Annotated in this window: 11 protein-coding genes and 1 pseudogene; 2 read left to right on the forward strand and 10 right to left on the reverse strand. The window is 51.6% G+C overall.

From position 1 onward, the window contains the following. The 4 genes and pseudogenes from DQX05_RS27175 to DQX05_RS27190 all read right to left on the reverse strand — a co-directional run. Positions 1 to 4,798, reverse strand: a 4,798-nt coding sequence (locus DQX05_RS27175) for a non-ribosomal peptide synthetase (RefSeq protein ID WP_119796423.1), incomplete at its 3' end; no start/stop codon positions are given. 1,209 nt (positions 4,799 to 6,007) lie between these two features. Further along, entirely contained in the window at positions 6,008 to 6,184 is a 177-nt protein-coding gene (locus DQX05_RS31175) for a hypothetical protein (protein ID WP_182914927.1), read from the reverse strand. A gap of 73 nt (positions 6,185 to 6,257) precedes the next feature. Beyond that, the gene (locus DQX05_RS31180) at positions 6,258 to 6,689 is read right to left on the reverse strand and encodes a hypothetical protein (protein ID WP_182914928.1); all 432 of its coding nucleotides are present in this window, start codon (positions 6,687 to 6,689) and stop codon (positions 6,258 to 6,260) included. A gap of 111 nt (positions 6,690 to 6,800) precedes the next feature. After that, positions 6,801 to 7,186, reverse strand: a pseudogene (locus tag DQX05_RS27190) (YybH family protein). 254 nt (positions 7,187 to 7,440) lie between these two features. Here DQX05_RS27190 and DQX05_RS27195 point away from each other — a divergent pair. Both DQX05_RS27195 and DQX05_RS27200 read left to right on the forward strand, forming a co-directional pair. Beyond that, positions 7,441 to 7,950, forward strand: a complete 510-nt coding sequence (locus tag DQX05_RS27195) for a hypothetical protein (protein ID WP_259392257.1) — start codon at positions 7,441 to 7,443, stop codon at positions 7,948 to 7,950. A gap of 63 nt (positions 7,951 to 8,013) precedes the next feature. Further along, positions 8,014 to 8,598 carry a putative ABC transporter permease gene (locus tag DQX05_RS27200; protein ID WP_119796425.1) on the forward strand — a complete coding sequence of 195 codons (585 nt, stop codon included), beginning with the start codon at positions 8,014 to 8,016 and terminating at the stop codon, positions 8,596 to 8,598. 32 nt (positions 8,599 to 8,630) lie between these two features. On the opposite strand, the gene DQX05_RS27205 is transcribed toward DQX05_RS27200, so the two are convergent. The 6 genes from DQX05_RS27205 to DQX05_RS31505 form a co-directional block, all read right to left on the reverse strand. Next, positions 8,631 to 8,999, reverse strand: coding sequence for a hypothetical protein (locus DQX05_RS27205; protein WP_147385236.1), 369 nt, complete (start codon positions 8,997 to 8,999; stop codon positions 8,631 to 8,633). 230 nt (positions 9,000 to 9,229) lie between these two features. Then, the gene (locus DQX05_RS27215; protein ID WP_119796428.1) at positions 9,230 to 9,868 is read right to left on the reverse strand and encodes a nucleotidyltransferase family protein; all 639 of its coding nucleotides are present in this window, start codon (positions 9,866 to 9,868) and stop codon (positions 9,230 to 9,232) included. Continuing rightward, a complete protein-coding gene (locus DQX05_RS33335) occupies positions 9,865 to 9,990 on the reverse strand; it encodes an XdhC family protein (RefSeq protein WP_182914929.1) in 126 nt (41 codons plus the stop codon). Before DQX05_RS33335 ends, DQX05_RS27215 begins: the two co-directional genes overlap by 4 nt. Beyond that, complete coding sequence (locus DQX05_RS27225) at positions 9,956 to 10,912, reverse strand: XdhC family protein (protein WP_119796430.1); 957 nt, start codon at positions 10,910 to 10,912, stop codon at positions 9,956 to 9,958. The genes DQX05_RS33335 and DQX05_RS27225 overlap by 35 nt, the downstream gene beginning before the upstream one ends. A gap of 12 nt (positions 10,913 to 10,924) precedes the next feature. After that, positions 10,925 to 11,398 (reverse strand): (2Fe-2S)-binding protein, encoded by a 474-nt coding sequence (locus DQX05_RS27230; RefSeq protein WP_119796431.1) that lies wholly within the window; start codon positions 11,396 to 11,398, stop codon positions 10,925 to 10,927. Continuing rightward, positions 11,395 to 11,616 carry a hypothetical protein gene (locus DQX05_RS31505; protein WP_220483286.1) on the reverse strand — a complete coding sequence of 74 codons (222 nt, stop codon included), beginning with the start codon at positions 11,614 to 11,616 and terminating at the stop codon, positions 11,395 to 11,397. The genes DQX05_RS27230 and DQX05_RS31505 overlap by 4 nt, the downstream gene beginning before the upstream one ends. Between the last annotated feature and the right edge of the window lie 204 nt (positions 11,617 to 11,820).

Genomic DNA, 11,820 nt, shown 5'->3' on the forward strand with positions numbered 1-11,820 from the left:
TCGCTCCCGAATCCTCAAGCATATAACCAATCCGTTCCTCCGGATATTCCGGGTCCATCGGCACATAAGCGCCTCCCGCTTTCATGATCGCCAGCATGCCCACGATCATCTCCAGCGAACGCTCGGCCAGGAGGCCGACAGGCTGATCCGGCCGTACCCCTTCGGCTCGTAACGTTCGCGCCAATCGATTTGCTTTTGCGTTCAACTCGCGGTACGTCAGTTCGCTTCCCTCGTAGACGACAGCCGCTTGATCCGGCGTACGCTCCGCCTGTTCCTCAACCAACTGATGAATCGTCTTGTCTCGCGGATAGTCTGCCGCCGTATCATTGAAGGTCTCCACAATCTGCGCTTTCTCCTCCGGGCTGATGATCTCGATCGACGACAGTTTCCTGTGCGGGTCACTTAGAATGGTGTCGAGCACCTGTTTGAAGTGCCCGGCCATCCGCTCGATCGTTTCCTCCTTGTATAGCGAGCGGGCGTACTCGATGGTGCCTGCGATTCCTTCGGCTCCTTCGGTCAAGCTGAAGGTCAGGTCAAACTTGGCGATGTGATGTTCGTTCGGATAAAGCTTACAGGTCAGCCCTTCGAGGCTCACTCCGCTTTGCTCTATGTTTTGCAGAACAAACATCGTATCAAAGAGCGGATTGCGGCTCACCTCTCTTGCCACATCCAGCTTGCTGACCAATTCTTCAAACGGATAGTCTTGGTTCTCGTAAGCGCTCAGCGTATTTTCCTTGACTTCCTGCATGTACTCCTGGAACGTCTTCTCCCCAGACGGCGTATTGCGCATCGCCAGCGTGTTCACGAACATCCCCAGAAGCGGCTCCAGGTCCGCATGCGTTCTTCCCGCAATTGGCGTTCCCACAATAATATCGTCCTGCCCGCTGTACTTGGACAGCAAGGTGGTATAGGCCGCAAGCAAGACCATGTACAGCGTCGTTCCGGTTTGCAGGGCAAGCTGCCTTACTTTCTCACTTCTCTGCTGGTCGATGACAAAACGAAACGTGCTTCCTGTAAAGCTTCTGACCCCCGGCCGGGCATAGTCCGCGGGCAGATCGAGGACCGGAATTTCACCGCCGAACACCTCCAGCCAATACGCTTCCTGCTTGCTCATCCGTTCACGCTGCATTTCTCCCTGCTGCCATGCCGCATAATCCTTGTACTGAATGCGAAGCGGCGGCAGTTCCGCTCCCTCATACAACTGCGCAAACTCCCGAAGGAACAGGCCCAGGGAAGCTCCGTCCGAGATGATATGGTGCATATCAAAGAGCAACAGATGGCGATCCGGCTGCAGTTCGAGGAGTCTCGCTCGCAAGAGCGGCGCCTGACGCAGATCAAACGGGCGCATGAACTCCCGAAGGTGAGCGTTCGCTTCCTCTTCATTTACCCGTACATGCTCCACCGCAAATTCGACGTCCCGATGCACCCGCTGCACCGCTTCACCGCCGACCAGTTCAAAGCCGGTCCGCAACGCCTCGTGACGACGAATCAGTTGGCGGAACGCTTCCTCCAGCCGCTCCCGATCCAGCGCTCCTTCCATCCCCAGGACGCCCGGCATATTGTAGCTCAGCTCTCCGCCTTCCAGCTGGCTCAAAATGTACAATCGTTTTTGCGCGGAGGAGAGGGGGTAATAGGCGCTCTCCTCCGTGAGCGGGATAGACCTATACGCGGCATGGTGTTCCTTGCCCGTGATCACTTCCGCCATTTGCTCAATCGTCGGGTATTGGAAGACCTCCCTCAGTGGTATCTCGATCCCCATCTCTTTGTGCAGCTTGGCCACCAAAGTCGTTGCCCGCAACGAATGTCCGCCGATGTCAAAGAAGTGGTCCTTCACGCCAATGCGCGGAAGTCCAAGCACCTCCTGCCAGATTTGCGCGAGCTGCGCTTCCACCGCGGTACGCGGAGCCACGTATCCGGCTCCGGTGTGCATGCTTCCGTCAGGTGCCGGCAGGGCTTTACGGTCGATTTTTCCGTTGGGTGTCAGCGGCATGTGCTCCAGCTGCACAAAGCAGGAAGGCACCATGTAGCCCGGCAACTCTTGAGATAACGCGCTTCTCAGCTCGCCAGCCGTCATTTCTTTGTCCGCTACGATATAGGCACATAAATACGGCTGTCCGTCTCCGTCCTCCCGGGCGATCGCGATCGCTTCCTGAACCGAAGCCGTCTTCAACAGCTGCGCCTCCACCTCGCCCAGCTCGATCCGGTAACCCCGAATCTTCACCTGATGGTCGATTCGGCCCAGATACGCGATATTCCCGTCCGGAAGCCACTTGGCCAGATCCCCCGTCCGGTACATCCGCGCGCCCGGTTCGAACGGGTTGTCCACGAACCTCTCCTCGGTCAGCTCCGGACGATTCAAGTAGCCGCGGGCCAGACCCGCGCCGGAAATGCAAAGTTCCCCGGCGATACCGACCGGCAGCAATTGATCGTTCGCATCCAAAATATACACCCGATGATTCGGGATCGGACGGCCGATAGGCACCAGCATCCCGGCCGTGGCGACAGCATTTCCGGACGGAGCGACAGTCGTTGCTGGCCATATCGTGGTCACAATCGAGTCCTCGGTCGGACCATAGGCGTTAATATACAACACCTGGTCCTGCCACTGCTGAACCAAATCCACGGAGCTGGCGGAGCCCCCCGTGATCAGCTTTTTCAAGCTCGGCAAGTTGCCCGGAGTTAAGGATGCCGCGTAGGTCGGCGGTAAAAGAGCAGCCGTAATGCGGTGACGGCTCATATAGTTTTCAAATAACCTTGGATCCAAAATCGTCTCTTTTGTCGGAATATATAACGTCGCGCCTGTAAATAACGCCTTGAATATCTCCCAGCACGACGCATCAAAGGACAAGCTGGCGAATTGGACAACGTGGTCCTGTTCTCCAATGTGCAGCGTGTCCTCAAACAAGGGCTTCAGATTACAGAGGCCGCGATGCTCGACCATCACCCCTTTCGGTTTGCCCGTCGTTCCCGACGTATAGATCACGTAGGCCAGATGATCCGGCCCGGCACCCGGCTCCAAGTTCGATCCGGCTTCCCTGTACATTCGTTCGTCATCCAGCATCAAGCGTTTGCCGTCAAAGGATTCACACTTCTGCAAATAGCTCTGCGTCAATAACAGCTTCGCTCCCGAATCCTCAAGCATATAACCAATCCGTTCCTCCGGATATTCCGGGTCCATCGGCACATAAGCGCCTCCCGCTTTCATGATCGCCAGCATGCCCACGATCATCTCCAGCGAACGCTCGGCCAGGAGGCCGACAGGCTGATCCGGCCGTACCCCTTCGGCTCGTAACGTTCGCGCCAATCGATTTGCTTTTGCGTTCAACTCGCGGTACGTCAGTTCGCTTCCCTCGTAGACGACAGCCGCTTGATCCGGCGTACGCTCCGCCTGTTCCTCAACCAACTGATGAATCGTCTTGTCTCGCGGATAGTCTGTCGAAGTGTCATTAAATACGTTTAGTATCGTATTTTTCTCTTCCTCACTAATCAGAGAGACCTCAACTATTTTTTCAAATGGACGATGAATCATATGTTCGGCAATCGTTAGGATCTGCTGCAGCATTTGCTGTACTTCATTTTCTTCAAATATGTGCGTGCGATAATGCACATCAAGCACGAGTTGCTGCTCATTCGCCATTTCTTTAATATGAAGTACGCAATCATTCCCTTCATGTCCGCCAAACTCAACTTTAAGTCGTACACTAAAGTTATCAAAATCGAGAAAACTTATAGCTTGATATTCCACTGCAATACCGAACAGCCGTTGAATATCTTTGTCGTTATGCTTCTCCCTCAGATCTTGAATTAACTGATTATAGGGATATTTTTGATGTCGCAGAATCGTATTCTGTTCTTTGGCTACCCTTTGAAGAAATGAAAGCAGCTCCAGTTCCGGTTCAACGGACATCCGCCCTGCTACTGTACTGGCGTACATGCCCATCGTATCTTTTTCTTTCCTCGTTGTTCGGTTTGCATAAACGCTCCCAATCGTTATGTCATTCTGGTTGCTCGCTTTATGGAGGTAAATATACATAGCGGATAAAAAGAAAACAAATACACTGATTTTATTTTCCCGAGAAAATGCCATTAATTTGTGATAGAGAGCACTGCTAATTGTGAGGCTTTTTCTTTTTGCAGCTGTACTTGTCACCAGAGGATTATAGGACTTCATGCCTGTTATCTCAGGGAGAGACTGGAACTTCTCCAACCAATACGCTTTATCCTTTTGGTAGCGCTCTGACTTCTCATAGTCCTGTTCCGTGTCAATGTAATCGGTGTAAGGCTGTTTTTCATCCCCCGCGGATAAAGTTCCTTCTGTCAGCTTTACATAATTTTCGGTTATCTGATTAATAGCGAGATTTATGGATATGCCATCAGATACGATGTGATGCACTTTGAAGCTGTATCGGTATTCCTCATCGTTAATTTTTAATATAACAAACTGATATAAGTCCGAATGAAGCAGCTTTATTGGCTTTCTGTTATGAAGCTTCAGCCATTCCTCTACATGCGATTCATCGTATTCGGAGAAATCCAAAAACTCGATTGCTTTATGTACATAGGGATCGACATATTGCATTGGTTCGCTGTTCTTCTGCGTAATTTTTATTCGAAAAGCTTCGTTTTGTTGAATGACTAACTGGATGGCTTGCTCCAAAAGTGCCCGACTTATATTCCCTCTTATCGTAATTGTACCGGAGAGCATACATGTCGTTGTATTCGGATATAGCAGTTCCGTATACCATATTCTTTGCTGCGCATGAGTTAAAGGGAACAATTTGATCGCATTCTCAATCAATTTTCATGACTCCTTTATATATTCTGTGTCTGGTTCTTAGGACTATTGCTCTACTCTGAATTTCGTCAAGCATAATTCCAAAAAAAAATCGAAGATTTTCCCCCAGCATCCGGGGTATTTTTTCATTGCCACTATCGGCAATAGAGCAGAATAAGAGCTGTGAGCCGTTCTTGTCTACAGCCACATAGCCCCCACTAATCAAGAATAAGTACCTGCACTGGCTCTCGCCGAAGTCGTTCCAGCGTGCCGCCACGCTTTGCTACTGCTAGCCGAATTGCTAGTTCTGGTATAAAACTCTACCGTCAGGTCGCCCCTAGGAAGGTGGAAAATTACCGTCATGCCTTTCGCAGCCTTCCAGTGTTATGCACTGGCTTCCTCCATAGCTTGGAGAGCAAGATCGAAGCATAGAGTCCGGAAGGTCATGTACTGCAATTGCTAATTGTGGGAGAGCGGATCCTTCCCCTGATCTGAAAAAATTATCTTTCCTTTATCCTTTTCTTTTCATAAATAAAGTTGCTTCCCTCACTTCCGTATTATCTCAAATGACGTTTTTAATAGGTTTGTTGCTGTTTATTACCAACGTTGGCCTTGTTATATTTTTACCTCCTTTTTCCTCATTAGTCAAGTAATTACCTATCCGAAAAGTATGTTCACGAAATCGAACGGAACCATGTAGATACTGCAAATAATCAGTATTCTTGGGGATTCGACGGCTAACATCGCCCTCTACGTCCAGAGGCAGATTTCTGAGCAATTGCGACTAGCACACGACGAGCGCGTCGGCAACCTGCTCCAGCTCGTCCATGGTCCGCGGAACCCTGAGCTTCACTCTCCCAACTGGTCAGGTTCCCCATTCATTCGCACTTCCTCCTCTTACCAGCCTGTCAAATCCAGACTTCCTCCACTCTTTGTGGCATTATCCCAATCGGTCAGCACTACCCTTTTGGCTCTTTTCACCAATATCCCAACTATTCAGGTACTCACACTTCTTCTTTACCGTCTTCCTGCGCACTGGGGGGTTACCCCATTTACTGCGCTACTCCATACAGTTAGCGCCATTCTGAGTCTTGGGGAGATTGCTTATAAGAATATGGGACATAGTAGCGTTTTCGTTCGTTTACCCCGAATTCCCCATCTCATAATCAAAGAAGCCCGTTCGCAATCGGCGCGATACGGGCTGGCTGTACAAACATATACAGCAGCATAAATTTAGATTGTAGCGGAGGCGAATCGCTCCAGGTACGCAGGTATATGAACAACCTTGCCGGTGACTCTCGCCTGTTCTGCCGCAAAGGCCATCATGTGGCTCTGTACGGAAATATCGGCGGACGTAATTCCTTGTGCCGTGCCGCCGTTGGCCACGAGGCGAATGAAATCGCGCATCAAGCCTTCGTCGCCTCCCCCATGCCCGGCATGGCCGCCAGGCACCTCCAGGGAGATCAGCTCCGGCTCATTTCGGTCAAAGCGGATGAGCTAGATTTCGTTCTTTTCCATCGCGCCGCGAATTCTCGCCTTCCGTCCCCATCAGCTTGATCGTCCGTGAGCATTCCTTCGTGAAAGCGGAAATCGTGAAGACGGCCGTCACTCCATTGTGGAAATCCATGCTCACTACCTGATGGTCGACGACATTGTTGTCGCAGTGATAGACACAGCGCCCGTACAGCCCTTCCTTAATCGCCTTCAGCCGCCCTTGGTTGCTAATGAACGTAATCTGGTTGTTCAACTGGTCGCGGTAATAGTTGACCTTGCCTCGGGTCGATCCCAGAAGCTTGTCCTCCAGATAAGATACCGCATTCATATTGACGGCGATCGTTATCGCCGTCATCGGAATGACCAAGGCCTCGAACACGATAATGACTTTCTGATACACCTGCAAGTTCAATCTTGTCACGTATCGAACCACCTGGGCAGCTAGTATTAACAGCATGATACATCAACTCCGCAGGCCAGAGAGAAGGAGTCGCCCTCCAGCCGGAGTAACACAAATCAGCCACACTGCACCTTATTGAACAATGTGGCTTCCCTTCATGGCTATAGCTCCTACATGCTCGTGAACGATTTTCCACCCGTCGCCGGGCCTCACCAAGACGTTCGTCCCGCGTCCTTTGCCGGAAGCATGCCGGCCATCGATGAACCCTTCCCAAACGTATAAATACAAGCGGCCGAATTCTCATCCTCCGCGATCCAGACCACATCCGTAACCGAATATTTCTCCTCCTTCACGATGTCCCATGCGTTCTCAAAATAACGCTGGATTTCTTCCTGCGTGGTGCATGTCTTGTCCGAGAACCAGTATACCGCGTTGCTGCCGACCCATGTACTGACATTCGAGAAATCATGAGTATTGGTCGCTTCAATATATCGATCTAGCGCATATTTATAGCTCATGAACGTCTTTCCCTCCTTGTATAACGTCCCCAGTATACAGCATTTCCCATCCAGCTGTCTCCGGGCTAGTTACTGCTTTCTTATCACAAGTTGAGGATGTGATGGATTATCTTTCTCTCATCTGTGCCAAGTTTGTCACCATTTCGGCCAGTGGAGATCATTCCCCTCACATCTGTTTTTCTTAACTGTGGATACAATGTATTTGCCCAACCCCAACTCGGCTTGAACAGTAAAAAAGGAAGGATGTAGTTAAGATGATTCAAGAGCAACAAACCGGTCCCGTAGCGAAGTGTACCCGTCCGCGCCAGCAGAAAAACGCAGCTTGCTGCGTGCTCTATGCCCTGCATTTGCTGCTTGGCATCGGAGCGTTATTCGGAGGAGCAGCGCTTGTCCTCGATCCAGGCGGCCACTTGCTAGGCGTGCCTATTTCGATTTTGAACACTTCGCCCTTCACGAATTTTCTGATTCCGGGCCTCATTCTGCTCATCATGCTCGGCATCGGTCCGCTGCTTATCTGCTACGTCTTAATCAAAAGAACCCATTGGAAGGTTCCAAGCAAGCTTAACGTGTTCAAGGATACGCACTGGTCATGGGCATTCTCCCTCTATTGCGGATTCGCGCTCATTATTTGGATCACGCTGCAGACCTATTTCATTCAAGATGTCGCCCTAATTCATGTTGTGTATGTTGCCTGGGGAATCGCCATTCAGATCGTGACGCTGCTGCCTTCCGTACGCCGCCATTATTTACTCGATCATGAATAATTCCAACATATGGAGCGAAATCTACAGCATAGAGAAAACGATCATGAGAGGTGGTTTCGCGATATGTTTCATCCGGCAGGGGAAATGGTGCCGCAATCATCATTGCTGCATGGGGCGGCAGCCGCAGTGTTTTATTTTACCGTCTATTCGTTGTTGGGCTGGTTGTTGGAAAATATGTATAGTCTGGCTACGACGCGCGTCTTTTTCAAGGATGGGTTTCTATGGGGGCCATTCAAGCCGATGTATGGCTTTGCGCCGCTGCTCGTCGTCTATTTTGCTGCGCCGGAGACGCATTGGACTGTCGTCCTCTTGCTCTGCTTCCTCGTGCCCACCTGCGTGGAATATGTGAGCGGCTGGCTGTTACAGACCTTTTTCCGGCGCCAATGGTGGGACTACTCGAACCTGCCGCTGCAGCTTCACGGCCATATTTGCCTGTCTTATTCCGTATGCTGGGTCTTCCTCTCCTACCTATGCTTGCGGTGGATTCATCCCGTCCTGGTCTCCGTCTATCGGGCGGCGGAACCGTACTGGCAATGGGTGTTCCCTGCTGCAATATTGTATTTCGCCTTGGAGCTGCTGTACGCCATCCGGCGCCACACTCCGCAGGACGAATCTGCGGAGGAGCAACAGCCGAGTCCGGCCCCGTAGCCGGGATGGTGCGCTTGCCGGTCGGCTCGTTTTTATGCTGCGAATCGGCGCGAGCGGAACATGCGAACGGCCTGGAGACGTCGCAGGCATACAGCTTCATCCCTTCGTGATACTTCTGGTCGCCTTCGTATCCGAGGCCTCGATCCAGGCGCGCCGAAGTGGGAATCCGCAGCGAACGGGCGGATGCCCGCCAGCTTGTCCTTCAGGCAGAGCCACGCATCCAGGCCGATCACATAAGCGGCCCAGCAGCGGACGCTGTCGGATCGGTGTCCGGCCAGTTCGCCGAAAATGCTCCCTCTGTCCCGAGCGGATACACGCTCCATCAGATCGAGCCACCCTGCCGCAACCGCCGGGATGACGGTCATCATCTTCCTCTCGCTCAGTCGGGCCAGAGGAGACATGATCGCCCCCGCTCATGCTCCAATCCAAGCTCTCGAACGATCCGCCCCAACAACATCTCATGATCGACCGCAAGCCATTCTGTCAAGTTGACGGTCCTTGCGCATCGTTGCCACCAGTTCTTGATCGTGGCTCCACTGCGCAGCATCGCGCGCAGATCAAAGCCATCCGAAGCAAAGAGATTGGTGAATAACTTTCCTTCTGACGACAACCTTGCTAGAATCGCTTCGCCTCATGGCTGGGACAAGGCGAAGGGAAGAAGCGCATCGTATTGAGCTCTGGTGTCGACATCATAAAATAGTGTCCCATCCCGGAACTCAATCGACACTCCCGGCATTTGCTTCAACATTTGCTTCGCGCCGGTATCGCCTTCCAACTGCAAAAGGTCTGGAAAAGCATCGTGTGAAAAGAGAACAGGCGGACCGGTTATATTCCGGAAGGTTGATGCGGCATATCGGATGTATGGCTGCGCCTTCCGGCAGCGATAAAACACATCGATGATGCTATTCAGCATGTCGCTCGTAATGAAAGGCTGATCGGCCAACATGATCATTGCAGCCTTCGCATGAAGCGCCAGCGCTTCGCGGATGCCGGCACGAATCGACTGTGACATGCCTTCGGTTGCGTTCGGGCAGACGACGCAGCGGCATTTCGAGGATTGGGTGACAGGCAGAATGGCTTCTGCTAGCCATGATGGAATCTCTTTACGATCAGTAACAACAATAATCCGATCAAGATTCGATTGAAGGGCTTTTTCCAGCGCGAACGCCCCCAATGAATGAGCGCCGAACGGTAAAGCAAGCTTATTCTCTCCCATCCGGCGGCTTTGCCCTGCTGCCAGATAGATGCCTGCCAGTTCACTTCGATTCATGATCGACACTCGCTTTCTTTTTTGTGCCGCAAGCGGAGTTTGCTGATAATTTCTGCCATAATGCTGATGGCGATTTCGTCCGGTCCGTCAGCGCCTATGGGAAGACCGATCGGAGAGTGCACATGCTCCGGGATACTTGTTCCGCCCAGCAGTCGACTTGTCCTTCTTCGGGGGGGCAAGAATTCCCAGATAGAAGATGTCCATTTGCAGCATGGCCTCAAGCAGCACGCGATCATGCTGAAAATGATGGGTCATCAAAACAACCGCATCAGATGGTCTGAAGTGCAGGTCCGAACCCACTAACGCAGGTGGGCCGACGATACATTCATCAGCTTGAGGAAACTGTTCCTTGCTGCATAAGGATTCACGCCAATCCCATAGGGTAATGGCAAATCCGGATTGGCCAGCGGTTCGCACCAATGGTTTGGCATCGGGCCCTGCTCCTAATACAATCAACCGCGGCTTCGGGTTATAGCGCTGCACATAATACGCTCCTGCCGCTGAAATAAACGGCCTGCGGCCGCTTCGCTCCCATTCCAGCAGAATCTGCGCCTTCATGTCGCCTCGCGATAACCCACACTCTGATCTATGTCCGAACATTTCCCCAGTGCTTGCCTGAAAGCAGATCCGTTCGGTTCCGTTGTCTTTGCCCAGCTTCCTCATCACGATCACGGATAATCCTTGTTCCAGGCATAATCGGAGCCGGAGCAGCTGGTCCCGCATCCATGGATGAACCGGCTCCAGGAGCACATGAATACGGCCGTTGCATCCCGCTCCCTGTCCCCAAGACAAATCATCCTCCGCACTCATGTCGTACATGACCGTAAGCGACCGCCCAGTAGACAGCGCTTCCTCGGCATGAACTGCGAGATCTTGTTCCAGACATCCTCCGCTTAACAAACCGATCTGCGTCCCATCTTCCTGAATCAGCATTGAGGTTCCTTCTTTGCGATAAGCGGAGCCTTCCACTTGGATAATGGTTGCTAGCACACAGCGCTGCTCGTCCCGCCGCAGCTTGTCGAGAATCGTATAAATTGTCGCCATCTCCTATACTCCTTAGGCGTTTTCCTTGTTCGCAGTATCAAGCACGGAAAGGACAGCTTCCTTGATCTCCTGATATCCGGTGCACCGGCATATATTGGACTGCAGCCAGTTCTCCACCGTCAGATTGTCTGCTTCAGGTTTGTTCATCATAAGAGCATGGCAATTCATTATGAACCCCGGTGTGCAGTACCCACACTGAAATGCCCAATGCTTCATGAATGCTTGTTGAATCGGGGCATCACACAGTCCCTCAATGGTAGTAATCTCTCGGTTAACCGCTTCGACAGACAGCAACAGGCATGATTTCATCGGCAAGCCATCCACAATTATCGTGCATGTTCCGCAATCGCCGTTTTCGCAGCCAGGCTTGGCGCCAGTCAAGCCAAGATTTTCCCGGAGCACGTTCAATAAGGTCTCAGCAGGTCTTACGAGCGTACTTCTTTCTTCCCCATTGACATTCAACGTAAGTGAGAAGCAATTGTTCATGGACGTTCTCCTTCTAACGTTCTGATCACATCAATAATCAGGGTCTCGAATACAAATTTGCGATATTCCGAGGAGCCATTAATATCTTCGACAACTGAAGCCGGAAGCTGGCTAAGTGAGCGGCGCGCCCTCTCCTCGGCATGAAGATTGCTGTCATTCACTATCTTCTCAATCTCCTGTGAGCGAAAAGGAAATTCGCATAAGCCGCTAAAAGACAAGCGGATCGCCTCCCCGTCACTGAGAGCGGCCATCGTAAGAAGCGGATAATCGATTCGATCAATCTTCGTTCTCTTCTCTGTAATATAGGGCATTTCCGCATATCGCTTTGGAATCGCAGCCTGTACGACAAATTCGCCAGTATTCAAATTCATTTGTTTGTTAAATATCTTATGAATAGGAAGCTTGCGTAAACCGTCTTCGCT

Origin of the sequence: Paenibacillus thiaminolyticus (assembly GCF_003591545.1) — a bacterium.
Classification (GTDB): domain Bacteria; phylum Bacillota; class Bacilli; order Paenibacillales; family Paenibacillaceae; genus Paenibacillus_B; species Paenibacillus_B thiaminolyticus_A.

What these genes read in the sequence shown, in the direction of transcription:
- DQX05_RS27195 (WP_259392257.1), top strand. Translation starts at nt 7,441, where the DNA reads ATGATTCAAGAGCAACAAACCGGTCCCGTAGCGAAGTGTACCCGTCCG.
- DQX05_RS27200 (WP_119796425.1), top strand. Translation starts at nt 8,014, where the DNA reads ATGTTTCATCCGGCAGGGGAAATGGTGCCGCAATCATCATTGCTGCAT.
- DQX05_RS27205 (WP_147385236.1), bottom strand. Translation starts at nt 8,999, where the DNA reads ATGTCTCCTCTGGCCCGACTGAGCGAGAGGAAGATGATGACCGTCATC.
- DQX05_RS27215 (WP_119796428.1), bottom strand. Translation starts at nt 9,868, where the DNA reads ATGAATCGAAGTGAACTGGCAGGCATCTATCTGGCAGCAGGGCAAAGC.
- DQX05_RS27225 (WP_119796430.1), bottom strand. Translation starts at nt 10,912, where the DNA reads ATGGCGACAATTTATACGATTCTCGACAAGCTGCGGCGGGACGAGCAG.
- DQX05_RS27230 (WP_119796431.1), bottom strand. Translation starts at nt 11,398, where the DNA reads ATGAACAATTGCTTCTCACTTACGTTGAATGTCAATGGGGAAGAAAGA.